Source organism: Sediminibacterium sp. FW305-C-269 (genome assembly GCF_058231045.1).
In genome coordinates, this window is record NZ_JBIQXQ010000002.1 from 615,178 (window position 1) to 640,751 (window position 25,574).

A 25,574-nucleotide genomic window follows, 5' to 3' on the forward strand; every position below is an offset into this window, starting at 1 on the left:
CAGTAATTTTGCCGCTGCTAAATTCAAAGAACTATGCGGCCAATACAAATGGTGGATACAAAGACCCAGTACCTGAAAATAAAGCCCGAAGTGGATGCGGCTATTCAGGCAGTGCTGGATAGTGCGGTATACATTGGTGGAAAACCGGTTCAGGATTTTGCGGCGGCCCTGGGGCAGTACGTAGGTGTTACACACACCATTCCCTGCGCCAATGGTACGGATGCGCTGCAGATTGGCATGATGGCCCTTGACCTGCAACCCGGCGATGAAGTGATCACCCCTTCGTTTACCTATATTGCTACTACGGAAGTGGTGGCGCTGCTGAAACTCAAACCTGTTTTTGTGGAAGTGGATCCACGTACTTTTTGTATGGATCCCGCTGCATTGCGCAAAGCCATCACACCCAGGACCAAAGCCATTGTACCGGTTCACCTCTATGGACATTCGGCGCCAATGGAAGAGATCATGGCGATCGCCAAAGAGTATAACCTGTATGTGATAGAAGACAATGCGCAGGCCATTGGCTGCGATTACCGTTTTGCAGATGGAAAAGTTGCCAAAACAGGAAGTATCGGAACAATCGGGGCCACTTCATTTTATCCCAGTAAGAACCTGGGCGCTTTTGGAGATGGTGGCGCTATTTTCACCAATGATGATGCCCTGGCACATAAGCTGAAAATGATTGCCAATCATGGACAGGAAAAAAGGTATTACCATGAACTGGTGGGCTGTAACTCCCGCCTGGATGCCATACAGGCGGCCATATTGGGTATCAAACTGACCCGACTGGACGAATATAACCAGGCAAGAAAACAGGTAGCCGCTTTTTATAACCAGGCGTTTGCCGGTAATGAAAAGATCACTACGCCGTTTGTGGCTTCCTATAGCGATCATGTGTACCATCAATATACACTCGTACTGAATGATGTAGACAGGGATGGCTTAAGCACCTATCTTGCTGAACAGAAGATACCATCCATGATCTACTACCCGGTTCCCGGACACAGGCAGAAAATGTTCGGTTCGCTTAAACTGGCACCGCAGAATATGGAAACCACCGATTGGTTAACAGAACGGGTAATCTCTTTGCCGGTTCATACGGAAATGGATGAAGAACAACTGGCCTATATAACTGGTCATGTATTGAAATACGTAAATCAGTAAACATGAAGATTGCAGTGGTAGGAACAGGGTATGTTGGACTGGTTACCGGAACCTGTTTCGCAGAAACGGGTAATAAAGTAACCTGCATCGATATAGATCAGCAGAAAGTAGAAAAATTGGGCAGGGGCGAGATCACGATCTATGAGCCGGGGCTTGAAAAAATATTTCTTCGTAACCTGAAAGAGAGCAGGTTGAAATTCACCACCAAGCTGGCAGAAGGTGTTAAGGATGCAGAGATCGTATTTCTTGCGCTTCCCACGCCACCCGGCGAAGGTGGTGCCGCAGACCTGCGATACGTGCTGGGCGTTGCTACCGAACTGGGAAAACTGCTCACCGATTACAAAGTGATCGTAGACAAGAGTACAGTGCCGGTAGGTACTGCGGAAAAGGTACAGGCGGCTATTGCGGCAAATTATAAAGGCGAATTTGATGTGGTGAGTAATCCCGAATTCCTGCGCGAGGGGGTTGCTGTGGATGATTTCATGAAACCCGACAGGGTAGTAGTGGGCACTGTTTCAGAAAGGGCCAGAAAAGTGATGAGCGATCTGTATGCCCCTTTTGTGCGTCAGGGTAACCCGGTCATCTTTATGGATGAAAAATCTGCCGAACTCACCAAATATGCCGCCAATTCCTTCCTGGCTACCAAGATCTCTTTCATGAACGAGATCGCACAATTGTGTGAAAGACTGGGAGCGGATGTGGATATGGTACGAAGAGGCATCGGCAGTGATGACCGTATTGGCAAACGTTTTCTGTTCCCGGGTATCGGGTACGGGGGAAGTTGTTTTCCCAAAGATGTGCAGGCACTGATCACTTCTGCGGAAGAAGCGGATTATGATTTTAAGATACTGAAAGCTGTTGAACGTGTTAATGACCTGCAGAAATTGCATCTGATGCCGCGGATCAAAGCCTGTTTCAAAGGAGATCTGAAAGGCAGGCATTTTGCGTTGTGGGGACTTTCTTTCAAGCCCAACACAGATGATATCCGCGAAGCGCCGGCATTGTACCTGATCGATGCCCTGCTTGCCGAAGGGGCAACCCTTTCGGTATTTGATCCGGAAGCCATGAATAATGTAAAGGCTTTATTAGGCGATAAGGTGACTTATGCAGAAGGACAATATGCCGCGTTGAAAGATGCCGATGCATTGATCATTGCCACGGAGTGGAGCGAATTCCGCACACCTGACTTTGACATGATCAACCATTCGCTGAAGAACAAAGTGATCTTTGACGGACGTAACCTGTTTGATGTAAAATATATTTCTGAACTTGGTTATCATTACGAAAGTATTGGTCGCCCCAGTGCCAAATAATATGTCACAGAAACGAATACTGATCACCGGTGCTGCCGGTTTCCTGGGCTCGCATCTTTGCGATCGTTTTATCAAAGAAGGTTATCATGTCATCGGGATGGATAACCTGATCACCGGTGATATCCGGAATATCGAACACCTGTTTCCGCTGGATAATTTTGAGTTTTATCACCATGATGTGACCAAGTTCATCCATGTGTCCGGTGAACTGGATTATATCCTTCATTTTGCATCACCCGCCAGCCCGATCGATTACCTGAAAATACCGATCCAGACATTGAAAGTAGGAGCATTGGGTACGCATAACTGTCTGGGACTGGCCAAAGAGAAAAAAGCACGTATCCTGGTGGCTTCCACCAGTGAAGTATATGGCGATCCGCTGGTGCATCCGCAAACGGAAGAATACTGGGGCAATGTAAATCCTGTAGGCCCCCGCGGCGTGTATGATGAAGCCAAACGTTTCATGGAATCCATCACCCGGGCTTATTATACCTTTCATGGTGTGGAGACAAGGATCATACGCATATTCAATACCTATGGCCCCAGGATGCGGCTGAACGACGGTCGCGCCTTACCTGCTTTTATAGGGCAGGCTTTACGTGGAGAAGACCTGACCGTATTCGGAGATGGCAGCCAGACCCGTTCTTTCTGTTATGTGGACGACCTGGTGGAAGGGATCTATCGTTTATTGATGAGTGATTACAGCATGCCGGTGAATGTGGGCAATCCCAACGAAATATCCTTGAAGGATTTTGCAGAGGAAGTATTGAAACTGACGGGCTCTTCTGTAAAAATTGTGTACAAACCTTTACCGGTGGATGATCCGAAACAACGCAGGCCGGATATCACAAAAGCAAGAGAAATACTGGGATGGGAGCCTGTGATCGACCGGGCCGAGGGACTGAAGCGTACGTATGAATACTTCAAGTCACTTCCTGAGGAAGAATGGTCCAGACAACCGAAAGAATTTGTTTCACTGAAAAAATAAATAGCTGTTATGGCAAAACCACTGGTTGTTGTTACGGGAAAAAACGGGCAATTGGGATGGGAATTGCAGCAATTGGTCAGCCAGCAGCCGATGGAATACGATTTCCTGTTCACCGGCAGAGAAGAACTGGACCTGAGCGACCCGGACCTGATACACACATTCTTCCAAAAACATCATCCTGACTATGTCATCAACTGTGCTGCCTATACGGCTGTGGATAAGGCAGAGACCGAGCAGGATTTTGCCTATACCGTCAACGCCTCTTCAGTAGGACTGCTGGCTGCAGAATGTGCCAGGAAAGATTGTGTTTTTATTACGCTCTCCACCGACTACGTATTTGATGGAAAAGGCACAGAACCTTATTCTACGGACCATCCTACAGATCCCGTGAATTATTACGGGTACACCAAATTAACAGGTGAGCATCTTGCATTGGCCAATAATCCCCAAACCATCATTATCCGCACTTCCTGGGTGTATAGTGTTCACGGCAACAATTTTGTAAAAACGATGCTCCGCTTAATGAAAGACAGGAGCGAATTGAAAATAGTGAGTGACCAGGTGGGGTCACCTACCTATGCTGCAGACCTGGCTGCGGCGTTATTACAGGTGATTGGAGAACTGGCCAAAGGCAACCGGCATTATGGTGTGTACCATTACAGCAATGAAGGTGTGATCTCCTGGTTCGATTTCGCCACTGCCATTCAGCAGATCGCGGACCTGCATTGTCAGTTGCTGCCGATTCCTACAACAGCGTATCCGACACCGGCCAAACGGCCTGCCTATTCTGCTATGGATACGCAAAAGATTGTCAGGGACTTTGGCGTATCCCTTAGAAGCTGGAAAGATAGTCTTGCTGAATGTATCAGCAAATTATAAACATTACTGGTTGATCAATTGTAACAGGTCCTGCATCTTTATTCCTTCATAGTCTTTGATAACCCAATCCGCGTTACCAAGTTCTTCTGGGGTATGTGTGGTGGTGAGTGCTACCACTTTCATGCCTGCGCCACCGGCAGAAGCAATGCCCACTGTGGCATCTTCAAAAGCGATGCATTTTTCAGCAGGCAGGCCCAGTTCCTTTGCGGCAAGCTGGTACATTTCAGGATGTGGTTTTCCATGCGTGATATCGCTACCCTTGATTACCCTTTTGAAATAGTGCTGGATATGTATATGTGCAAAGAGAAAATCTATATTGTCCTGTATACCGGAAGTAGCAATCACCATCGGAATATTCTGCTGGTGCAGCAACTCCAGAAATGGCAGTAACCCGGGTATGGGTTTTATATGTGCCGCATAGATCTCCCGGTACAGGCTTTCTTTCTCATTCGTATATTTTTCGATCTCTTCTGCGGACATATCCGGTTGCTGAAATACGTATTTCACACAATCCGTCATGGTCCGTCCGTTGAAGTGGGTTTTATATTCTTCAAGGCTTAGCTCCCGGTTTCTCTTCCGGTAAAATTCCTGCCAGGTGATGAAGTGGAACTGGTTGTTATCAATGAGTGTCCCGTCAAGGTCGAAGGCAACGGCAAATGGAGGCATGGGAGTAATTGAAAATTAAAAATTCAAAATTAAAAATGAAGTTGGGTCAGGGTTGTTGGCTTTGGGTGGCTTTGACAGAATCAAGGTACTGGGCACTGTTTCCTTTGGGGATGCTGAGTGAGGTCCACTGGCTGTTCCGGATCATTTTTCCCAAATAAACGATCTGTCCAACATGATAAGGGTAGTGGGCTAGCTGCCGTAGTATGGCATCATATACCGATAAGGGTTCCGTTCTTATGGTGATGGTTTTTGTCAGGTCTTCCGGTTGCAGTTTTTCCAAACTGTTGAAAAGGCATTTCCAGCCCTCTTCCCAGAAAGAAAGCAGATCCTGTTTACTGCAGGGTGCTACCTCAAATTCCGCATCACGCCTGCGCCATTCCTTTTCACCATCTTCGGTCAACAGGTTGGTCCAGCGGCTCAGCATGTTGCCGTACAAGTGTTGTATGATGACGGCAATACTATTGCTTTCACCGGAGGGTTGAAAGAACATATCGGCCTCCGTTAACTGGTCGAATGTTTTATCTCCCAATTCCTTGTAATACCTGAACCGCTTGATGGCGTCTTTCAGAAATCCTGCTTCAAATGACATGATAGGTTGTTTTATCAGGGTGCAAAACCCGCCACAGAATCGTCTCCTCTCTTATCCGCAACGGTTTCTTTTTTACCATTGCTCAAAACGCGGATGGCTTCGGTTCGGCCGATGGCGCCTCGTTCTGTTACCTTATAACCCATTGACTGCAATTGTTTTTTGGTCTCGGCATTGAAATCCTTTTCGATCATCACTTCATCCGGTAGCCATTGGTGGTGGAATTTGGGTTTATTGATGGCATCATCCGCATTCATGTTAAAATCTACCAGGTTCACAATGGCCTGGTAGACCGAAGTGGGGATGGTGGTTCCTCCAGGGGTTCCTACAACTACGAAGGGTTTGTTATTTTTCAGTAACAGGGTAGGAGTCATGGAGCTTAACATTCTTTTCCCGGGAACAATGGCATTGGCTTCACCGCCCACCGCACCATACATGTTGGGAACCCCGGGTTTCACGCTGAAATCATCCATTTCATTATTCAGCAGGAATCCGGCACCGCCTACCACCGTTCTGCTGCCATAACCGCCATTTAAGGTTGTGGTGACCGCCACCATATTACCGGCTGCATCCATCACGCTCAGGTGAGTGGTCTGTTCGCTTTCCTTAATCTGTCCCGCTTTTACTGTGGAGCTGCTGCCTGCTTTATCAGGAGTATAATCGCTCATGCGTTGCTGGGCATATTCTTCGCTGGTCAAGGTCTTTACGGGGACATTGTAAAAATCAGGGTCTCCCATAAATTCCGCACGGTCAGCATAAGCGCGGCGTTCAGCTTCTACCATCAGTTGCACTGATTTCGCCGTTTGAAAACCATAGCTGCCTACGGGAAATTTCTCGATCATTTTCAGCATCTGTGCAATCAGGATACCGCCACTGCTGGGTGGGGCGAAACTGATGATCTCGTGACCACGGTAAGTGAATTCCAGAGGATTGCGCAGTTTGGCCGTATAGTTTTTCAGGTCATCCAGTGTGATGATGCCATTGCCACGCTGCATCTCTTCTACGATCAGTTTGGCGGTCTCCCCGGTATAAAACCCGGCAACCCCATCCTTCTGCACCCTGCGTAATGTGGCGGCCAGTTCTTTCTGCACCAGTGTGTCACCTGCTTTCCATTTGCTTTCTTTTACGAAAGCAGTGGGTCGGGTGCTGAATTTGAGAAAACTTTCGCGGGTGCTGTTCAGGCTGCTGGCTTCCCTTTCGGTGATGGAGAATCCTTTTTCAGCCAGGTCTATCGCAGGCTGTATCAGCTCTCTGAAAGGAAGTTTGGCATAAGGCATAGTAGCAAACAATCCGGCAATGGTTCCGGGAATACCTGAAGCCAGGTGGCCGCTTTGCGATAAGTTCAATTGTACATTCCCGTTTTTATCCAGGTACATATCGCGGTGAGCTTTTTCAGGGGCCGCTTCGCGGTAGTCGATACCGATCAGTTCGCCATTGTTTTTCCTGCCCAGCAAAAATCCTCCGCCACCAATATTGCCCGCGCCCGGGTATACCACGGCCAGCGCCAGCTGTGTGGCAATGGCCGCATCAAAGGCATTTCCTCCCTTCTTCATCATAGCTGCACCAACCAGGCTGGCTAGTGGGTGGGCACTGCTGACAGCCGCTTTGCTGAAATCATTCTTCTTGACGATATGGTATTGATAGGGATTAATGGCTTTGCCGGGACCTACGATGGAGCGGACGGACTGTGCATCCAGGGAAAACTGGCTTCCCAATGCCAGTATACAGATGATTGCTTTTCTCATGGCAGAAAATTACTGCTTTTTGGAACACCTCAAAGCCTCTTGGCATAGCTGTGTAAAAAAAACTCGGGGATAATGTCCGCTGGCTTTTTTTCTTGCCTACATTCACTGATTATTTATTACCTATATGAAGAGATTATTATCCGTTTTTGCACTCCTGTTGCTGGCCGATATTGTTTTTGCACAGGGTTTGCAAAGTCCAGAACAGTACATGGGTTATAAGATCGGTACCCGCTATACCCGTCATCATAAAGTGGTTGACTATTTCCGTTCCGTGGCGCAGGCCAGACCGGATATGGTAAAGATTGAAAAATACGGTGAGACCAATGAAGGCAGAGAATTGATCGTAGCATATATCGCATCGCCGGAGAACCTGCAGAAACTGGAATCGATCAGAACAAATAACCTGGGTTTGGCGGGGCTTGCCGCAAACAAAGGGGCTACGGAAAATGCACCTGCGATCGTCTGGCTGAGTTATAACGTACATGGTAATGAAACTTCCTCTTCGGAAGCGGCTATGCTTACCCTTTGGTCGCTCGTGGATCCGGGTAATGCGCAGACCAAGGAGTGGCTGAAAAATACCGTGGTGATCATGGATCCCTGCATCAACCCTGATGGACGAGACAGGTATGTGAACTGGTTCAACGGTATGGTGGGAACCCGTTTTAATCCAGACCCTGCAGCCCGTGAGCATGCTGAACCCTGGCCTGGAGGAAGGACCAACCATTATAATTTTGACCTGAACAGGGACTGGGCCTGGCAAACACAGGTGGAGAGCCAGCAACGCATCAAAAAATACAACCAGTGGATGCCGCAGGTGCACGTTGATTTTCATGAACAGGGGATCAACGAGCCTTATTATTTTGCTCCCGCAGCTGACCCGCTGCATGAAGTGATCACTCCCTGGCAGAAAGACTTCCAGGTATTGATCGGTAAGAACAATGCCAGGTATTTCGATCGTAATGGCTGGTTGTTCTTCACCAAGGAAAGATTCGATCTGCTGTATCCTTCTTACGGAGATACCTATCCCATTTACAACGGCGCCATCGGTATGACTTTTGAACAGGGTGGCGGTCCGCGTGGTGGACTGGGCATCATCAACGAAGACGGGGATACACTCACCCTGCTGGACCGTGCCACACACCATTATACAACGGGATTGTCTACTATTGAAACCGCTTCGCAGAACCGCCAGAAATTGGTGGATGAGTTCAGGAAATATTTCGACGACGGACAGGCAGGTAAGGTTGGTGAATACAAAACCTATGTGATGACTTCCAGGGATGAGAACAAGATCAAAGCGGTGATAAAATTGCTGGATCAGAATGGGATCGCGCATGGTTCCCTGACCAATAAAAATTTCCGTGGATATAACTATACTAACGGCAAGGATGATGCATATGCAGATGAAGGCTATCATGTGGCTGTAAGCGCTTTTCAACCAAGGTCTGCCATGGCGAAAGTATTGCTGGAGCCCAGAACGGTTGTTACAGATTCCAACACTTACGATATTACTGCCTGGAGTGTACCGTATGCTTACGGTGTTAAAGGATATGCAGTCAAAGAAAAACTGGAACTGACCAATGCGGTAAAACTGGTGGCTGCACTGCATGAAGCCAGGTCTTCTTACGGAGTACTGATCCCATACCAGTCGCTCAATGCTGCTAAGGCAATGGCATATATGCTGAAGAATGGCGTGAAAGTCCGCTTTGCCGAAAAACCGTTTACCTATCAGGGACGAAATTTTGATCGCGGTACTTTGATCATCCTGAAAACCAGTAATCCCGCAAACTGGAATGAAGTGGCTAACGAAGCCTGCAAACTATTTAACCTGCAACCGGTGGCAGTAGAGACAGGATTCATGGATAAAGGTGCTGATTTTGGTTCTCCGGATGTCAAGATCATCAACAGTGCCTTACAAGTGGCCATGCTTACTGGTGATCAGACAGCATCCGGCAGTGCCGGGGAGGTATGGCATTTCTTTGAAAAGCAACTGGAATATCCCATTACCTTACTCAATGCTGCGGACCTAGCCCGGATCAATATCCGTAATTACCAGGTGCTCATCATGCCAGATGGTAATTACCGGGTTCTCAATGATAAATCCGTAGCAGATAAGCTGAAGGATTTTGTCCGCAACGGTGGTAAACTCATCGCTTTGGATAATGCAGTTTCCATACTGTCCGCCTCAGATTGGGGTATCAAACTGAAAGACGATAAAACAGAGGAGAAGGGGGAATATGCCCATGTGAAAAAATATGCAGACAGAGAAAGCCAGTACCTGACCAATTCCATACCCGGGGCTATTTATAAACTGGAGCTGGACAATACCCATCCGCTGGGTTTTGGGTATCCGGATCATTATTTTACCCTGAAGCAGGACGGTAATATGTTTGAATTCATGAAAGAAGGCTGGAATGTGGGAGTGATGAAAAAAGATGCCTATGTGACCGGTTTTGCCGGCAGCAAACTGAAGCCGAAACTGAAAGACGGTGTGGTGTTTGGTGTACAGGATATGGGTAGCGGTAACGTGATCTATTTTGCCGAGAACCCGCTTTTCCGGAACTTCTGGGAGAACGGAAAGTTATTGATCTGTAATGCGGTTTTTCTGGTAGGACAATAAAAGCGTATCGTTTTGTGAAAAGTCAGGTCCCCGGACCTGACTTTTTTGTTAAACGGCTGAATCAATTACACAACTAAGACTATCTTCGAAAACATTTAAATTCTGGTTTCATGCGCTTTCAAACAAAAGCATTTTGGATTCTTTTTGCGATGTGCTGGATGTCCGGTGCCGACGCGTATTCGCAGACGCCGGTAACAAACAGCAGTACCGATATCTACCTGCAGTTGAAAAAACTGAATGTATTGGGCAGTGTATTGTATGTAGCTGCTCATCCGGATGATGAGAACAATGGTTTTTTGCCGTATCTGGCTAAAGAAAAACTGTATCGGACAGGATACCTGAGTCTGACCAGGGGTGATGGCGGTCAGAACCTGATCGGCAGCGAACAGGGCATAGAATTGGGATTGATACGCACACAGGAATTACTGGCTGCCAGAAGGATCGATGGGGCAGAGCAGTATTTCAGCCGTGCCTATGAATTCGGGTTCAGTAAAAGTGCGGAGGAAGCGTTGCGTATCTGGAACAAGGAAAAGGTATTGAGCGATGTGGTCTGGATGATCCGCAGGTTTCAACCTGATATCATCATTACACGTTTCCCCGGCGATGCAAGAGCAGGGCATGGACATCATGCAGCTTCCTCGATCATTGCGCAGGAAGCCTATACCGCTGCAGCAGATCCCAAACGTTTTCCGGAACAGTTCCAGTATGGGGTAAAGCCCTGGCAGGCCAAACGGATACTCTGGAATACCTTCAATTTTGGCGGGAACAATACCACTTCCAACGACCAGTTTAAAATGGATGTGGGAGGATACAATGCTTTGTTGGGTAAGAGTTACGGCGAACTCGGCGGTGAAGCCCGTACCATGCACAAGAGCCAGGGTGAGGGAAGGCCACGCAGGAGAGGACAGGTATATGAATTCTTCCAGACCCTCGGTGGCGACGCCCCCAAAAATGATCTAATGGATGGCATCATTACCGGTTGGAGAAGGATCCCGGGTGGGGAGCAGGTGGAGGCCCAGGTCAATACGATCCTTGCCCAATACCAGTTCGAGAAACCGGAAGCTTCTGTTCCGGCACTGGTGCAGTTATACCGTACCATAAAAAAATTACCTGCAGGTAACTGGCGCGATAAAAAACTGGAAGAGACACAAGCGCTCATCGAAGCCTGTTCGGCGCTGTTCACCGAAGCGACTACTGCGCAGGAGACCGTTGTACAGGGGGATCTGCTGAACATCAGTTTTTTCCTAAATAAAAGGAGGGAGGTGAATGCCAGTCTGAAACAGGTAGTGCTGGAAAAGTTTGACACCACGGTAAACCTGCCTCTGACATTGAATAACAATGTAACGATCAATAAAATGTATCGGGTATCGCCCGATAAAAAGATATCGCAACCGTATTGGCTGGAATATCCCAAAGCTGAGGGCATATTTGATGTACGGGATCAGTTGCTGATCGGAAAAGCCGAGAACGATCCTGCTTATGAAGCCGTTTATACAGTGGAGATCGAAGGGGAGGATTTTGTGATCAGGCGCCCCGTACAATACAAAGTGGTGGATCCTGCCAAGGGCGAATTGTATCAGCCACTGGTAATACTGCCCGCCGTGGAAGCCAACTTTACCAAAGAGAATTTTGTTTCGTTGAATGGCTCTCCTGTAAAAGTGGCCGTTCAGATAAAACAGAATATTCCACAAACCGCACAGTTAGAGGCTGACATAACCAGGGCCCAACTCTTTAAACAGGAACCTTTGGTGATGAACGGACAAGGATCCGGGGCCAACAAAGAGATGGTATCTGTATTTACGCCAGTGGACAAATTACAGAATCAGAAAGAAGAACTCACGTTGGTTCCTGCTAAGGCCCAAGTGTTGAATGGGAGCACCCGGGTGATCTCCTATGACCATATTCCCACCATCACTTACTTCGCTCCTGCAAAAGCCAACCTCTTGAACTTGAACATCAAGACGGTCGGTAAGAAAGTGGGATATATAGTAGGTGCCGGTGATAAAGTGGCTCAGGCACTGGAGCAGTTGGGGTATGAAGTAAAGATACTTTCCGAAGAAAATCTCTCGATAGAGCAGCTTGCCCAGTTCGATGCAGTGATATTGGGTATACGGGCCGGCAATATCTATGAATTCCTTACCAATAAGAATGAGGTGCTGAGCAAGTATGTAGAGAACGGCGGCAATCTCATTGCACAATACGTGAAAAGTAATACGGTCGGCAATAAGCGGATCAAACTGGGGCCATATCCTTTTTCGATCAGTTCGGGTTCACGCGTAACGGAAGAAGATGCCCAGGTAAGTTTTCTGCTGCCCGAACACCCGGTGTTGAATTACCCCAACAAGATCACGGAGAAGGATTTTGAAGGCTGGGTTCAGGAGCGCAGCACTTACCAGGTTGATCAGGCCGACCCGCATTATGTGATGCCGCTGGCCATGCATGATACCGGCGAAAAACAAAGCAACGGAAGCCTGGCCATAACACCCTACGGGAAAGGTAATTTTGCGTATGTTAGTCTTGTGTTGTTCCGGCAGTTACCGGCAGGTGTACCCGGTGCATACCGTTTGCTGGCCAACCTGATCGCATTACCTAAAAATCCATAACCATGCAGCCCAGGAAAAGAATCGGATTTGTAACATTGATATTATTGGGGTTGGGCATCGGCTTGTTCCTCAAAAATGTAAAGATCGGCCTGATTGTTGGACTAATGCTTGGCATGCTGGCGGGAGGGATCCTTAGCAGCAGCACCAAAAAATGAGTTGTTTTTGTAAAGCATTCATGTCAATACTATGACCCATAAAGACAAGATACCCGTTTTTTCCTCCTGGCGTTGCTGGTACTTTTTTGTATTGGTGGTACTGGCGTTGCTGATCATTTTTTTTGCCTGGTTTACTAAATTCTTTTCATGAGCCAACTTGACTGGATAGTACTGGGGATCACACTCACAGCCATCATTGCCTATGGCTTGTATAAAAGCCGGACAGCCAAGAACCTGGAAGGCTATTTCCTGAGCGACAGGAGCATGCCCTGGTACCTGGTGCTGTTAAGCATCATGGGAACACAGGCCAGCGCCATTACCTTCCTTTCTGCACCCGGACAGGCATTTACGGATGGGATGCGTTTTGTGCAATATTATTTCGGATTACCGATCGCCATGGTGATACTTTGTATCACGTTCGTACCCCTGTTCCATAAGGTAAAAGTGTTCACGGCGTACGAGTTCCTGGAGCAAAGGTTTGACCTGAAGACAAGAACCTTCACTTCCTTCCTCTTCCTGTTGTCGAGAGGCTTGTCAACCGGTATCAGTATTTATGCGCCTTCCATTATCCTGTCATCCTTACTGGGCTGGGATATTTTCTGGACCAATATAGTGATGGGGGGCCTGCTCATCATCTATACCGTCAGTGGCGGGGCCAAAGCGGTGGCGTATACCCAGCAGTTACAACTGCTCATCATTTTCGCGGGCATGTTCGTGGCGGGCTATTGTATTGTTCATTATCTGCCGGAAGGGGTTGGGTTCACGGATGCATTGAAAGTAAGTGGTGCCTCCGGTAAGTTGAATGTGATCACAACCGGGATCTCTTCGGAAGGATTTGATTGGAAGGACCGGTACAATATCATCAGTGGTGTAATCGGAGGTTTTTTTCTGGCGCTGTCCTATTTTGGTACCGACCAGTCGCAGGTGGGCCGTTATCTTACCGCCAAGGGCAATACCGAAAGTCGTATTGGGTTACTTATGAATGGCCTGGTGAAGGTTCCGATGCAGTTCCTGATCCTGTTATTGGGCGCCATGCTGTTTACATTTTATCAGTTCAATTCTTCGCCGGTATTTTTCAATAAGGCAGTTGCTGAAAAAGCTATGACCACCGGTTACAAAGATTCGCTGGCAGGTATAGAAAAAAAATTCAACGAACAGCAACTGGTACAGCAAAAGCTGAGCAGGAATTATGTGATTGATAAAAAAGAAAATTATAAGGACAGCCTTCGCGAAGGATCTGCGAAACTTTCCGCCATTCAGAAAGAATATAAGACTGTCCTGAAGAAGGCCCTGCCGGCTGATGATACCAGCGATACCAATTATATCTTTCTCAGGTTTGTGGTCGATTTCCTGCCCAAAGGTATCGTGGGCCTTCTCATTGCCATCATTTTCCTGGCTGCCTGGGGGTCTATTGCAGCAGCACTCAACTCACTGGCTTCCTGCACCATGATCGATTTCCATGTCCGTTTTCGTGGCTCTGCTTACGACAGTAGCGATGCAATAAAATGTGCTGATGAATACAAACTGTCCAAATATTATACGTTAGGTTGGGGGATTTTCTGCATCATCACTGCTGAATTCGCCACCGGTATGGGGAGCCTGATTGAGGCGGTGAATGTGCTGGGATCACTTTTCTATGGTGTGATACTCGGTATTTTCCTGGTTGCGTTCTACTGTAAAAAAGTAGGCGGTAATGCCGTTTTTATCGCTGCGGTCATCGGCGAGCTGGTGGTCATCACTTTTTTCCTTCTGGACAAATACAATGTGATCGGCCTTGGTTTCCTCTGGCTCAATGTGGTGGGTGCCGTAGCGGTGGTATTACTGGCTTTATTGCTGCAGCTCTTTATGAAAAAGCAATTGGCAGTTAGCAGGTAGTACTCATTTCTTTTTGTAATACTGCGGTTCTCTTACCATCGGATCACTACGACTGATGATAGTGGAACAGCAGATCAATTACTAACTACTAATTACTCCTCCACGGCCATTCCCTGTTGTTGTATGACTTGATCAGGTAGGCGATCACTCCCAACCCGATCACCGTTACTCCGCCCATCATCATCTTATGCCCGGTAGAGAAAAAGATATACCCCCAGATCAGTATCGCCAATATTACAGGCAGGGGGTAGAAGGGCATTCGCCAGGCAAAATGCGACCGGCCTTTCCGTTTTACCAGCCACATCAGTCCGATACCCTGTCCTATGAACTGTATCAGTATCCGCATGGCGAGAATGGCGTCGATCACGTCTTTCAGTTTGAACAGGAGACTGAATACAAATGCAATGCCGCCGAGGAATAGGAGAGAGATGTGCGGAAAATGTTTGCTAGGATGCAGTCTGGCAAAGATCTTGAAAAAAGCTCCGTCGCTGGCGGCTGCAAAGGGAATGCGGCTGTAACCCAAAGTGGCCGAAAACACAGAAGCGAATGCTACCCAGAGGATCAGGATGGTGGCGATGGTGGCGGAAGTGGATCCCGACAGGTGTTGTACAAACTCACTCACCACGAACTTGCTTTTCTGGATCTGTTCAAGGGGCAACACGGAAGCTACGCTGATATTCATCATGAGATACAGCACTGCGATCCCGGCTATGGAGATGAACATACTTCGCGGGATGTTTTTTTGGGGTTGCACGATCTCTCCACCCAGATGGCATACATTGTAATATCCGAGGTAACTGTATACGGATTTTACACTGGCAAAACCCAGAGCGGCAGCAAAAGCATGATCTACCTGTAAACCGTTATTGATCTGTTGAACCGGTTCGAGAAAATGTCCGTGAAACAGTCCCCCTCCGATGATCCAGGACAAAGTGATCAGCACACCGACCCATAACAGCACGCTGATTTTACCAATGGCTTCTATTTTTCGGTACAGCATTGCCACGATCAGTATCACCAATCCTCCACTGACACATTTGCTTTGCCATTCTTCAAGATGGGTGATATACCCTGCATACTGCGCAAATCCGATGGCAGCCGAAGCGATTACCAGGGGGGCCTGTATCATGGTCTGCCACACAAACAGGAAACTCATCAGCTTGCCCCACTTGGGTCCGTAGCCCTCTTTTAAGAAGTTGTAACTACCTCCGGCCAGCGGATAGGTAGCACCCAGCTGGCTCCAGATCATGGCATCAATGAATGAGAGAATGGCCCCCGCGATCCAGGCATATAAGAACCAGGGACCTTTCAGTGTTTCTGCCACCACGCTTAATACCACGAATGGGCCAATGCCCACCATATCGGTCATGTTAATGGCCGTAGCCTGTAAAAGGCTTATCTTTCTTTCCAGTTTTGGTTGCTCGCTCATGTGCTTGTGGGCATAAAACTATTTCTTTGTAAGCAGACTAATCCGTTATGCGTAAAAAGTTTTCAACAGTAGACTGGGCAAAAACTGCCAATATATACGAGGTCAATATCCGACAGTACACCGTGGAGGGTAATTTTATGGCCTTCAGCAATCATTTGCCTCGACTGCGTGCAATGGGGGTGGATATCCTCTGGCTCATGCCCATCACACCCATCAGTGAAAAAGAGCGGCTGGGTAGCCTGGGCAGTTATTATGCCTGCAGCAGTTATATGCGTGTGAGTCCCGAATTTGGCGACCTGACCGATTTCAAACACCTTGTTCGGGAAGCCCACCTGTTGGGTTTTAAGGTAATCATCGACTGGGTGGCCAATCATACCGGATGGGATCATGAATGGACCGTTTCTCATCCCGAATGGTACGTAAAAGATATGCAGGGTGGTTTTACAGAACGAAACGGATGGAAGGATGTCATCGACCTTGACTATACCAACAGTGCCATGCGTGAAGCCATGATCGAAGCCATGAAGTACTGGGTGGACGAATGTAATATCGATGGTTTCCGTTGTGATATGGCACACTTGGTCAGTTTGGATTTCTGGAGAGAAGCCAGAACTGCCTGCGATGCCATTAAACCTCTGTTCTGGCTGGCAGAATGCGAAGAGACAAGCTACCATGATGTATTTGATGTTAGCTACGCCTGGAGCTGGATGCATGCTACCGGCAAACAGGCAAGAGGAGAAGCCAGTTTGCACGATGTTCGCGAAGTATTACATGCGTATACGCAATATCCGGAAGGCGCACGAAAACTGTTCTTCACCACCAATCATGATGAGAACAGCTGGAATGGGACCGAGTATGAGAAATATGGTAAAGCGGCCAAAGCCTGGGCCGTATTTACCGCTACCTGGGAGCGGGGTATGCCACTGATCTATAGCGGACAGGAAAGCCCCAATACCAAGCGGATAGAATTCTTTCACAAAGACCTGTTTGAGTGGAAACACCCGCTGCAACTGGAAGATTTTTACCGCGAACTCTTACACCTGCATAAAACCAACCCGGCTGTTCAGGAAGGTGAAACTTGTATCCTCCCGTCGGCACATGATGACCAACTGATGGCCTTCCTGCGTCGCAGAAATGAAGCGGCGGTGCTTGTTTTGCTCAACGTATCTAACCAGGATCGTTTACAGGTGTCTGTGCAGCATGAATGGCTCACCGGCAAATTCAGAAATATTTTCACCGGCCTGGAATTCTACTTTACCGGATCAGAGAATTTTGAACTGCAGTCCGGCGAATACTTTGTATACGAAAAGATAAGTTGACCTGCCCACAAAAATAAAGCGGCGGTCTCCCAGAAACCGCCGCCTAAAAAAACATTCACTCATTCACTCATTGATCCTAATCCACATCACTCAGATCCAACGGATACGGATAAGTGCTTTCAAATCCGGGATAAACTCCTTCGATCTTCACTTTTCTTCCTTTATTGATAGAGAGGATTTTGTCCAGCTCATTTACGCTCTTGATCTCCTGGTCATTCACACTGGTGATAATAAACCCTTCCTGCATCCTTGTTTTCTTCAATAGGCCATCACCGATCTTTTTCACCAGCACGCCACCATTGATCTGGTTGGCAGCCGCTGTTTTGCTGTCGATAGCTACCAGTTCGGCTCCCAGTTTTTCCAATATACCAGTTGTTTTTACGATATCGGTTGTACCGGCCTTATTCTTCAGGGTCAGTGATACGGTATTTTCTTTCCCACCACGCAGGTAAGTGAGTGAAATTTTATCGCCGGGTTTATAACGGGTAACCTGCTCCTGCAGTTCAGGACCGGTAGTCACTTCCTTACCGTTGATCTTGGTCACCACATCCCCTTTCTTGATACCGGCAGCTGCTGCAGCGCCATCAGAGGGCACATCGGTCACGTAAACGCCTTCGCCTTCTTTGTAACCCGTGCCCAGTTCTTTTTTCTGCTCATCGGTCAGGTTCTCTTTCGGATACTGGATACCAATGAATGCACGCTGCACTGCACCAAATTTTACAATGTCGGTCACGATCTTCTTCACTATGTTCACCGGAATGGCGTAAGAGTAACCCGCATAAGATCCGGTTGGGGAAGCAATAGCGGAATTGATACCGATCAGTTCACCATTGGTATTGATCAGGGCACCGCCGCTGTTACCGGGGTTGACGGCCGCATCGGTCTGTATAAAAGATTCGATGGCTGTATTGCTTTGCCTGTCGTTGATACCGATGGACCTGGATTTAGCGCTCACGATACCCGCAGTAACCGTTACATCCAGGGTAAGCGGGTAGCCGATGGCCAGCACCCATTGACCCAGTTTGGTATCGTCACTGTTTCCGTATACGAGGTAGGGAAGGCCCTTGCCTTCGACCTTGATCACAGCCAGGTCACTGCTCGGGTCGGTGCCTACGATGGTTGCTTTATAGGTTTTTTTATTGGATAAAGTCACGTTGATGTCGTCGGCTCCATCCACCACGTGGTTATTGGTAACGATGTATCCGTCATCTGTAATGATGACACCGCTGCCACTGGCACGTTGCTCGGGTATGATGCGGGGGCCTCCGCCAAAGAAATCGCCAAAATCATCCCCGAACAGGTCGGAGAAAGGGTTGGAGAAACGCTGACGGGCAGAGTTACTTACCTGCTTGGCTTTTGTTTTTGTTTTGATATGCACTACTGCAGGGGTGGCGGTAGTGGCTGCCGGGGTAAAATCGATACTGCCGGCCGGGGCGTTGTTATTGCCAAAAAAACCGGCATAATTTACAGGCAGTTTCCCAGCTTCCTGGATACCTGCGGTCTGGTGTTCCATAAATTTTCCATAGCCCCATACACTCATAACAGCGGTGCTGGCACTGATGGCCACTACGGCTACAATGTTCTTGAGGTTCATATTCATGTTACGGCTCTTTTTTGGTTAATAGTTCAAATTCTATGCCTTTCTGATAGCAAATAAACGAACCTGTTTAATTGACAGGTCACCGGTTTCACCATTTAACAAATGTTTTACGGCAATCCTCGTAGATGGATCCTGAGTCGTCAGTCGTCAGGCTTGACGAAGTCATACCCTGAGATATTCCCCACTCACTACTGACTACTCACGACTCACGTGGCCATTCACGATCCCTGCTCCATCAGAAATGCCATTGTATCAACCCCGTCAGCATAATCCGTTAATCCGGGGCTCTGGGCCTTACCAAAAGGCAGGTAACCATGGCCTACGATACACTGGATATCGTTATTGTTTTCCAGACTGCGGGCAAGTTCCGCTGTATTTTCGTAAAACTGGTAATGTAACTGGCTCACGGGTGAGAAGGGAGAGCTGTTCTCTGTCATCACCACGGTATCGTTATTCATATAGTATTTGTTACCCATGATCAGCAGGGCCAGGTGGTAATCGTAATTATGTTTGTATTTATGGAATTCCATAAAATGGGCATAATGCCTGAGTGTATCCAGGAGGGGAAGAAAATCGTAGTCCTTGGGAACGAACAGTTGGGTAATATTCCGGCATCCCAGGCCAAAATAGAGTTGTATGTCTTCCGAGAGTGCTTCCAGTTCTGCCGGGGTTTCAGTGCCGTCCAGTACAGCCACCGAAGTGCGGTTGCGGCGGATGATATGGGGGTATTTACCGAAATAGTAGTCAAAATACCGGCCTGAATTGTTACTTCCGGTGGCGATATAGGCATCGCAGCCGGTCAGTCTTTCCGCAAAACAAACTTCATCCTGGATGGTCACATCCCACTCATACAGCTTTTTTATCAGGTGTTTGATCAGTAACTCGTCTTTAGAGGAGGTTTTGATGGTAGCCACATGACCACTTATAAAAACGCAGAGAAAATCGTGAAAGCCCACCAGTGGTATGTTTCCGGCCATAACGATGCCGATATTTTTAGGACTGGCCTGTTTTTCAGGCACCCTGTAACTGGCTGCCCAGTTCTGCAAAAATGACGGGTTCAGGAATTGCCGGGCGATATTTTCGGTGGCCCGGTTAATAAATTCAGGGATGAACCACTGGTTTTCCAGGTAGGCACGGGCTTTTATTTCCTCCCATTCTTCCGAGGGGTCCAGCAGATACCGGCCCAAACGGTCCAGTAATATAATTCGTTCTTGTAAAATCATTTATCAGCCGTATTTTTGATATGCAAATGTAGAATCACTAACTCAACAAACCCATTTTGTATGGCTATCAAAATTACAGAAGAGTGTATCAACTGCGGAGCCTGCGAGCCCGAATGTCCCAACAACGCTATTTATGAAGGTGGTGTTGAATGGTCTATCTCTGATGGAACCACTGTAAAAGGCGATTTCACCCTGTTAGACGGAACAGTCGTTTCAACTGATCAGCGTTTTGCACCGATCAGCGTAGACACGTATTACATTACACCCAACAAATGCACCGAGTGCCAGGGCTTTCATGAAGAACCCCAGTGCGCTGCTGTTTGCCCGGTAGATTGCTGTGTACCGGATGAAATGTACCGCGAAACCGTAGAGTCGCTGCTTGAAAAGAAAGGCAGATTGCACATCTAATGCACATCCCATGTGCGAAACTTTAACACCAAAAACTTGCAAAAAGCTTGTGGCTGGTGTATCTTAGAGTTGTTAATCGCAGTATTAATAATTGTTGCCTTCAATCGGTAACAACCAGTAACGGCGGGTGATATTTCCCGTCAACGTGAGGTGAAGAGACAGGCCGTTTCTTCACCTTTTTGTTTCCCCTTCCCATAATTCCCATTCTATCATTCACTCATCCACTCATTCTCTCATTCTCTCATTGCCCCATCCGTCCTATATTTGTTTCACAAAAACCTGATATGAAAAAAAGGATCGCCCTGGTGACAGGCGGATTAAGTGGAGAAGCACAGATCAGTTATAAGAGTGCTGTTACGGTAGGTAATCATGTAGATAGAGAGAAGTTCGATGTATACCGAATCGATATCAATCCCGAAGGCTGGTGGTATGAGCCTGTGAATGGCGAGCGTTCCAAAGTGAACCGGGATGATTTTTCTGTTACCGATAACGGTTCCACCATTCATTTTGATGCTGTATTGCTCTGTATTCACGGTACGCCCGGTGAGGATGGGAAGTTGCAGGGGTATTTCGACATGCTCAAATTGCCTTACACCAGTTGCGATGCTGCCACATCTGCACTGACCTTCAATAAGCGGTACACCGTTGCTGTGGCTGCTTTTGGTGGTATTCATGTGGCAAAATCCTTACACCTGTTCAAACATACACCCATCGCTCCCGAAGACATACTGTCACAGTTAACACTCCCTGTATTTGTAAAACCCAATAACGGGGGAAGCAGTATCGGCATGAGCAAAGTGAATGAAGCCACGGAACTGGCACCTGCTTTAGCTAAGGCTTTTCAGGAAGATGACCAGGTACTGGTAGAAGAGTTCATCAGCGGCCGCGAATTCACCATCGGGGTTTTCAAAAACAAAGGAGAGATCATGGTGTTGCCCATCACAGAGATCGAGACCCATAATGAGTTCTTTGATTTTGAGGCCAAATACCAGGGAAAAAGTAAGGAAACCACGCCGGCCCTCATTGATGAAGGGATGAAAGCCCAGTTGGAAACCGCTGCCAAACGGGTATACGAAGTACTGAATTGCCGTGGGGTGGTGCGGATCGATTTTATTTATCATACCGCCACTTCACAACCTTACATGCTGGAAGTAAATACCGTACCCGGCCAGAGCGAAGCCAGTGTGATACCTCAGCAGGTGCGGGCCATGGGCTGGTCGCTGAAAGATTTTTATTCCGCAGTAATCGAACAGGCATTTCGTTAATTTTTAGATTTCGTCACGGTTAACCGGAACGGAAATTTTGGAATTCCCTTATCTTTCTTAAAATTTCTGTTCTCCCAATCCACAATTCCAATATGGGTATCATACATAAATACATCACATCGAAGCCGCTTTGGGTGAATATGCTGGCCGGACTGGGTATCATTGTGATACTGGTATTGTTGTTTTTTGCGTCGCTCTCCTGGCTGACAGGTTATGGCAGGAATGAGAAAGTGCCTTCGGTTACCGGTCAGAATGCCCTTGCTGCACAAAAGATACTGGAAGACCGTGGGTTTGATGTGGTGATACAGGATTCGGTCTATATTGATACAGTGGCCAAACAGGCGGTCATACGCCAGTCACCCGAAGCAGATGCAACGGTAAAACATGGCCGCACTATTTACCTGACCATTAACCGGACCATACCGCCGCAGGTGGAAATGCCGAACCTGGCCGGGTTCTCTGTAAAAAGTGCGGAAATGTACCTGCAGAGCCTGGGACTGAAAATGGGAGAGATCAGTTACAAACCCGATATTGCTCGTAATGCCGTACTGGAACAGTTGTTCAATGGTGCCACCATCAAACCGGGTACCCGTATACCGATCGGTTCTGTCATCAGTTTTGTACTGGGCAGTGGCATGGGCGGCGGAGAAATGGATGTTCCGAATATTGTGGGAATGACATTGGAAGAAGCCCGTAATTACCTATCTACCCTCAGCATTAATATTGGTTCCATTGTAGCCATGGGGCCTATCAAGGATTCTGCCGGTTCCTTTGTGGTAAGGCAGATGCCGGATGTACTTACCGATTCGATTGGCACCGATGGTTTACGGATACCCAATAAGATGCGTCAGGGGCAGGTGATCGACCTGTATATCGGAACCACAGCGCCGTCTAAAGATACCGCTACTGTCGCTCATTAACAATCATCATAGAACCCTTTAATACCCAACACATGCAAACCATTACCGTTGAAGAGCTGAAAGCAAAAATTGATGCAGGTGAATCCTTACACCTGGTGGACGTTCGTGAACCACACGAGCATTCCGAATTTAATATCGGCGGTTTATTGTTACCGTTAGGTAAAGTTCAGACCATGCAGGTTGACGAGATCGATGACCTGAAAGAAGATACCGTTTACGTATACTGCCGCAGCGGTAACCGTAGTGGCCAGGCCTGTCTTATCCTTGAAACCATGGGTTTCAGAAACCTCGTGAACGTAACCGGAGGTATGCTGGCCTGGCAGGAAAGAATCACCAAATAATTATTTCAAAAAAACAAGGAACGATGAATGACATTACTTCATCATTCATCTGTTCCTTGTTCATGCTTCATCTGTTCTCAGAGTTTGATATTCACCCCTAACATATAATTCGTTCCGGCCATCGGGTAATAGCCATTATCGGTAGATAAGGTGTTGTTATAGATATAACTGTATGTATATCCGTTGGGCTCATACTTCTTGTTGAACAGGTTATTCACCTGCCCAATCAGGTTCCATTCCTTGAACAGCAGCTTTTTGATCGTATAAGAAGCGCGTACATTCTGTACAAAATAGGCGTTCAGTTTACGGTTTTCTGCCTGGCTGTTGTCCATATACTGTTTGCCTACATATTTGCTGATCAAACTGAGTTCGAAAGAACGAACGGGAATCAGGTTAATGGTGGCGCCACCTACCACAGCAGGCGAGAAGGAGATATTGGTGTGGCGGTGTACTACCGCATTTTGATCGCCGGTATCCCAGTTATCTATGTATTCCACAAAAGAAGCGATCTTATTTTTACTGATAGTGAGGTTGGCAGCTACATTGATCCATGGCGCCAGCACGGCACCTGCCTGTAATTCTACTCCCAGACGGTAACTATGCGGAATATTGATACGGGTATAAGAGCCCACATCGTTGATCTGTCCGGTCAGTACCAGCTGGTTATAGTAATACATGTAGTACACGTTGGCGCCAGCATGAAAACGGCTGTTCCTTTTTTCGATACCCAGTTCCAGGTCATGCAGGGTTTCGGCTTTTGGCTGGCTTTTTACACCTGCCTGAAAATCGTCCCTGTTCGGTTCTTTATGTGCCAGGGCATAACTGAAAAACGCCTGCCAGCCATTGTTGGTATAGGTGATGCCGGCTTTGGGATTCAGGAAGTTGAAACTCCTGTTCACGAACAGGGTCGGATTGCCCTCGAAACCTTGCATATCGTGCGTTACATGACGATATTGCAGGTCGGCAAAACTAACCCAGTGTGTACTCAGTTGATGTTGCCATTTGGTATAGATGTTCAAATCCTTTTTGGTGGCGGGGTATTGGTAATAACGGTAATCTGCTGAAACGGTTCCGGTCTGTAGCCAGGGTAGGGTACCATAGTGTTTGCCATCGTATTGGGTCCATCCGCCGCCAATGGTCAATTCTTCTTTGCTGTTTTTGTATTGCAGTGAGAAGATCTGGCCGTAGAAATAGTTATCCAACCAGCGTTGTCTCACCAGGTCCGTCTGGGTAATGGTGGTTCCACCGGTCACTACATTGGGTAATCCGTAATTGGCAAAAGCCTGGTCTGCTTTGTATTCTTCATAATATCCTTTACCTCTTGTCAAAAAAGCAGCGGTATTAAACGACCAGTTGTTGTTGATGGAATGATTAAAAAACAGCTGATAATGGGTTTGTGTGTAATTGTCGGTCTGGTTATTGTAAGGTGTTCCTGGTTTTTCGGTACCGGCGGGGTTATTGGTACGGTCGGTATTCAGCAAGCTTTCAGCCACACCGTACCAGGCCTGGTATGTTTTTTCTTTACCTGAAAAAATATTCAGACGCAGGGATGATTTTTTGGTGAGATAGGCGGTACTCACATAAAAAGACTTCAGGTCGCTCGTAGCGCGCTGGATATAACCGTCGCTGCTGATACGGCTGAGGCGTGCATCCACTGTAAAATGTCCATCTATCAGTCCGGTTCCGGCTTTCAGGGTATTTTTCCAGGTGTTGAATGAGCCAAAGCTGTTGTTCAGTTCGCTATAGGCTTTTTCATTGTATTCGTTGGTGGCCAGGTTAATGGTACCGCCAAAAGCGCCGGCGCCGTTAGAGGAAGTACCTACTCCCCGCTGAATCTGTATGCTATTTACGGATGAGGCAAAATCGGGCAGGTCTACAAAATAAGTGCCCATACTTTCTGCGTCATTGTACGGGATGCCGTTCAGGGTCACATTCACCCGGGTAGCATCACTTCCGCGGATGCGGATGCCGGTATAACCCACACCATTGCCCGCGTCGGAATTGATCACAACAGAAGGTGTCTGATCTAACAGGAACGGGATATCCTGTCCCAGGTTATTGCGGCTGATCTGTTCTTTACTCAGGTTGGCTTTCGCGAACGGCGCCCTGTCTGAAGCCCTTAACGATTTTACTTCCAGGGGCTGCAAGTACAGGCTGGTAGTGGTGAGGTGAATGGAAAGATTGAGGTCGGCAGCAGCCACTTTGATGAACTCACTGTAGACGGAAAACCCAAGGCTGTTAACGGTCAGTTCAAACTGGCCGGTTTCGGTCCGGTCAAAAACGAACTGGCCTTTTTCGTTGGTCAGGGTTTGCCGGTTGCCCAGTCTTACAGTTGCCCCGGCAACGGGCGTTTGCGCATTGTTTTCTGTTACGGTGCCCTGTACCAGGCGTTTACCGGTTTGTGCAACACTGATGAAGGTGATAAAAGCCAACATCATTGTTCCCAAAAACTTTTTCATGTTTTTTGCTTTAAAA

At 47.6% G+C, this 25,574-nt stretch carries 20 protein-coding genes; 13 read left to right on the forward strand and 7 right to left on the reverse strand.

What is annotated here, in order from left to right; genetic code table 11:
• Nucleotides 1-33: 33 nt before the first annotated feature.
• From ACH3Y6_RS08030 to rfbD, 4 genes are read left to right on the forward strand one after another with little or no spacing between them, the layout of a single operon-like run.
• Nucleotides 34-1,164: a DegT/DnrJ/EryC1/StrS family aminotransferase gene (locus ACH3Y6_RS08030; RefSeq protein WP_490835080.1), complete on the forward strand. Its 1,131-nt coding sequence runs from the start codon at nucleotides 34-36 to the stop codon at nucleotides 1,162-1,164.
• Between the two features lie 2 nt (nucleotides 1,165-1,166).
• A complete protein-coding gene (locus ACH3Y6_RS08035) occupies nucleotides 1,167-2,477 on the forward strand; it encodes a UDP-glucose dehydrogenase family protein (RefSeq protein ID WP_490835081.1) in 1,311 nt (436 codons plus the stop codon).
• Nucleotide 2,478: 1 nt separating this feature from the next.
• The gene (locus ACH3Y6_RS08040; protein ID WP_490835082.1) at nucleotides 2,479-3,465 is read left to right on the forward strand and encodes a UDP-glucuronic acid decarboxylase family protein; all 987 of its coding nucleotides are present in this window, start codon (nucleotides 2,479-2,481) and stop codon (nucleotides 3,463-3,465) included.
• A gap of 9 nt (nucleotides 3,466-3,474) precedes the next feature.
• Nucleotides 3,475-4,344 (forward strand): dTDP-4-dehydrorhamnose reductase, encoded by an 870-nt coding sequence (rfbD, locus tag ACH3Y6_RS08045; protein WP_490835083.1) that lies wholly within the window; start codon nucleotides 3,475-3,477, stop codon nucleotides 4,342-4,344.
• A gap of 3 nt (nucleotides 4,345-4,347) precedes the next feature.
• Here the strand turns inward: rfbD and ACH3Y6_RS08050 are convergent, their stop codons facing one another.
• Genes ACH3Y6_RS08050 through ggt form a run of 3 tightly spaced genes read right to left on the reverse strand, consistent with a single transcriptional unit; the run spans nucleotide 4,348 to nucleotide 7,341 of the window.
• Nucleotides 4,348-5,010 (reverse strand): HAD family hydrolase, encoded by a 663-nt coding sequence (locus ACH3Y6_RS08050; protein WP_490835084.1) that lies wholly within the window; start codon nucleotides 5,008-5,010, stop codon nucleotides 4,348-4,350.
• Nucleotides 5,011-5,056: 46 nt separating this feature from the next.
• Entirely contained in the window at nucleotides 5,057-5,599 is a 543-nt protein-coding gene (locus ACH3Y6_RS08055) for a DUF1572 family protein (RefSeq protein ID WP_490835085.1), read from the reverse strand.
• A 14-nt stretch (nucleotides 5,600-5,613) separates the two neighbouring features.
• The gene (ggt, locus tag ACH3Y6_RS08060; RefSeq protein ID WP_490835086.1) at nucleotides 5,614-7,341 is read right to left on the reverse strand and encodes a gamma-glutamyltransferase; all 1,728 of its coding nucleotides are present in this window, start codon (nucleotides 7,339-7,341) and stop codon (nucleotides 5,614-5,616) included.
• 124 nt (nucleotides 7,342-7,465) lie between these two features.
• On the opposite strand from ggt, the gene ACH3Y6_RS08065 reads away from it, so the two are divergent.
• The 4 genes from ACH3Y6_RS08065 to ACH3Y6_RS08080 all read left to right on the forward strand — a co-directional run bounded on the left by ACH3Y6_RS08065 (nucleotide 7,466) and on the right by ACH3Y6_RS08080 (nucleotide 14,594).
• On the forward strand, nucleotides 7,466-9,961 hold the full coding sequence (locus ACH3Y6_RS08065; protein ID WP_490835087.1) for a M14 family metallopeptidase: 2,496 nt from the start codon (nucleotides 7,466-7,468) through the stop codon (nucleotides 9,959-9,961).
• A 110-nt stretch (nucleotides 9,962-10,071) separates the two neighbouring features.
• A complete protein-coding gene (locus tag ACH3Y6_RS08070) occupies nucleotides 10,072-12,564 on the forward strand; it encodes a PIG-L family deacetylase (RefSeq protein ID WP_490835088.1) in 2,493 nt (830 codons plus the stop codon).
• 2 nt (nucleotides 12,565-12,566) lie between these two features.
• Nucleotides 12,567-12,719 (forward strand): hypothetical protein, encoded by a 153-nt coding sequence (locus ACH3Y6_RS08075; RefSeq protein WP_490835089.1) that lies wholly within the window; start codon nucleotides 12,567-12,569, stop codon nucleotides 12,717-12,719.
• 147 nt (nucleotides 12,720-12,866) lie between these two features.
• Complete coding sequence (locus ACH3Y6_RS08080; RefSeq protein WP_490835090.1) at nucleotides 12,867-14,594, forward strand: sodium:solute symporter family protein; 1,728 nt, start codon at nucleotides 12,867-12,869, stop codon at nucleotides 14,592-14,594.
• A gap of 88 nt (nucleotides 14,595-14,682) precedes the next feature.
• Here the strand turns inward: ACH3Y6_RS08080 and ACH3Y6_RS08085 are convergent, their stop codons facing one another.
• A complete protein-coding gene (locus ACH3Y6_RS08085; RefSeq protein WP_490835091.1) occupies nucleotides 14,683-16,023 on the reverse strand; it encodes an APC family permease in 1,341 nt (446 codons plus the stop codon).
• Between the two features lie 47 nt (nucleotides 16,024-16,070).
• Here ACH3Y6_RS08085 and ACH3Y6_RS08090 point away from each other — a divergent pair, with 47 nt between their 5' ends.
• Nucleotides 16,071-17,342 (forward strand): alpha-amylase family glycosyl hydrolase, encoded by a 1,272-nt coding sequence (locus tag ACH3Y6_RS08090; RefSeq protein WP_490835092.1) that lies wholly within the window; start codon nucleotides 16,071-16,073, stop codon nucleotides 17,340-17,342.
• A 76-nt stretch (nucleotides 17,343-17,418) separates the two neighbouring features.
• Here the strand turns inward: ACH3Y6_RS08090 and ACH3Y6_RS08095 are convergent, their stop codons facing one another.
• Nucleotides 17,419-18,942 carry a Do family serine endopeptidase gene (locus ACH3Y6_RS08095; RefSeq protein ID WP_490835093.1) on the reverse strand — a complete coding sequence of 508 codons (1,524 nt, stop codon included), beginning with the start codon at nucleotides 18,940-18,942 and terminating at the stop codon, nucleotides 17,419-17,421.
• A gap of 218 nt (nucleotides 18,943-19,160) precedes the next feature.
• Entirely contained in the window at nucleotides 19,161-20,165 is a 1,005-nt protein-coding gene (locus ACH3Y6_RS08100; protein ID WP_490835094.1) for an acyl-CoA reductase, read from the reverse strand.
• A gap of 60 nt (nucleotides 20,166-20,225) precedes the next feature.
• On the opposite strand from ACH3Y6_RS08100, the gene ACH3Y6_RS08105 reads away from it, so the two are divergent.
• The 4 genes from ACH3Y6_RS08105 (at nucleotide 20,226) to ACH3Y6_RS08120 (ending at nucleotide 23,099) form a co-directional block, all read left to right on the forward strand.
• On the forward strand, nucleotides 20,226-20,573 hold the full coding sequence (locus tag ACH3Y6_RS08105) for a 4Fe-4S dicluster domain-containing protein (RefSeq protein WP_490835095.1): 348 nt from the start codon (nucleotides 20,226-20,228) through the stop codon (nucleotides 20,571-20,573).
• A gap of 284 nt (nucleotides 20,574-20,857) precedes the next feature.
• Nucleotides 20,858-21,838 carry a D-alanine--D-alanine ligase gene (locus tag ACH3Y6_RS08110; protein ID WP_490835096.1) on the forward strand — a complete coding sequence of 327 codons (981 nt, stop codon included), beginning with the start codon at nucleotides 20,858-20,860 and terminating at the stop codon, nucleotides 21,836-21,838.
• A 92-nt stretch (nucleotides 21,839-21,930) separates the two neighbouring features.
• On the forward strand, nucleotides 21,931-22,758 hold the full coding sequence (locus tag ACH3Y6_RS08115) for a PASTA domain-containing protein (protein WP_490835097.1): 828 nt from the start codon (nucleotides 21,931-21,933) through the stop codon (nucleotides 22,756-22,758).
• Nucleotides 22,759-22,790: 32 nt separating this feature from the next.
• Nucleotides 22,791-23,099 (forward strand): rhodanese-like domain-containing protein, encoded by a 309-nt coding sequence (locus ACH3Y6_RS08120; protein ID WP_490835098.1) that lies wholly within the window; start codon nucleotides 22,791-22,793, stop codon nucleotides 23,097-23,099.
• A 77-nt stretch (nucleotides 23,100-23,176) separates the two neighbouring features.
• Here the strand turns inward: ACH3Y6_RS08120 and ACH3Y6_RS08125 are convergent, their stop codons facing one another.
• Nucleotides 23,177-25,558 carry a TonB-dependent receptor gene (locus ACH3Y6_RS08125; RefSeq protein ID WP_490835099.1) on the reverse strand — a complete coding sequence of 794 codons (2,382 nt, stop codon included), beginning with the start codon at nucleotides 25,556-25,558 and terminating at the stop codon, nucleotides 23,177-23,179.
• Between the last annotated feature and the right edge of the window lie 16 nt (nucleotides 25,559-25,574).

Bases quoted from the DNA above. Each gene is read 5' to 3' on its own strand.
- ACH3Y6_RS08110 (WP_490835096.1), top strand. From the start codon at position 20,858: ATGAAAAAAAGGATCGCCCTGGTGACAGGCGGATTAAGTGGAGAAGCA.
- ACH3Y6_RS08095 (WP_490835093.1), bottom strand. From the start codon at position 18,942: ATGAATATGAACCTCAAGAACATTGTAGCCGTAGTGGCCATCAGTGCC.
- ACH3Y6_RS08105 (WP_490835095.1), top strand. From the start codon at position 20,226: ATGGCTATCAAAATTACAGAAGAGTGTATCAACTGCGGAGCCTGCGAG.
- ACH3Y6_RS08090 (WP_490835092.1), top strand. From the start codon at position 16,071: ATGCGTAAAAAGTTTTCAACAGTAGACTGGGCAAAAACTGCCAATATA.
- ACH3Y6_RS08115 (WP_490835097.1), top strand. From the start codon at position 21,931: ATGGGTATCATACATAAATACATCACATCGAAGCCGCTTTGGGTGAAT.
- ACH3Y6_RS08050 (WP_490835084.1), bottom strand. From the start codon at position 5,010: ATGCCTCCATTTGCCGTTGCCTTCGACCTTGACGGGACACTCATTGAT.
- ACH3Y6_RS08080 (WP_490835090.1), top strand. From the start codon at position 12,867: ATGAGCCAACTTGACTGGATAGTACTGGGGATCACACTCACAGCCATC.
- ggt (WP_490835086.1), bottom strand. From the start codon at position 7,341: ATGAGAAAAGCAATCATCTGTATACTGGCATTGGGAAGCCAGTTTTCC.
- ACH3Y6_RS08075 (WP_490835089.1), top strand. From the start codon at position 12,567: ATGCAGCCCAGGAAAAGAATCGGATTTGTAACATTGATATTATTGGGG.
- ACH3Y6_RS08055 (WP_490835085.1), bottom strand. From the start codon at position 5,599: ATGTCATTTGAAGCAGGATTTCTGAAAGACGCCATCAAGCGGTTCAGG.
- ACH3Y6_RS08070 (WP_490835088.1), top strand. From the start codon at position 10,072: ATGCGCTTTCAAACAAAAGCATTTTGGATTCTTTTTGCGATGTGCTGG.
- ACH3Y6_RS08035 (WP_490835081.1), top strand. From the start codon at position 1,167: ATGAAGATTGCAGTGGTAGGAACAGGGTATGTTGGACTGGTTACCGGA.
- ACH3Y6_RS08065 (WP_490835087.1), top strand. From the start codon at position 7,466: ATGAAGAGATTATTATCCGTTTTTGCACTCCTGTTGCTGGCCGATATT.
- ACH3Y6_RS08040 (WP_490835082.1), top strand. From the start codon at position 2,479: ATGTCACAGAAACGAATACTGATCACCGGTGCTGCCGGTTTCCTGGGC.
- ACH3Y6_RS08030 (WP_490835080.1), top strand. From the start codon at position 34: ATGCGGCCAATACAAATGGTGGATACAAAGACCCAGTACCTGAAAATA.
- ACH3Y6_RS08125 (WP_490835099.1), bottom strand. From the start codon at position 25,558: ATGAAAAAGTTTTTGGGAACAATGATGTTGGCTTTTATCACCTTCATC.
- ACH3Y6_RS08120 (WP_490835098.1), top strand. From the start codon at position 22,791: ATGCAAACCATTACCGTTGAAGAGCTGAAAGCAAAAATTGATGCAGGT.
- rfbD (WP_490835083.1), top strand. From the start codon at position 3,475: ATGGCAAAACCACTGGTTGTTGTTACGGGAAAAAACGGGCAATTGGGA.
- ACH3Y6_RS08100 (WP_490835094.1), bottom strand. From the start codon at position 20,165: ATGATTTTACAAGAACGAATTATATTACTGGACCGTTTGGGCCGGTAT.
- ACH3Y6_RS08085 (WP_490835091.1), bottom strand. From the start codon at position 16,023: ATGAGCGAGCAACCAAAACTGGAAAGAAAGATAAGCCTTTTACAGGCT.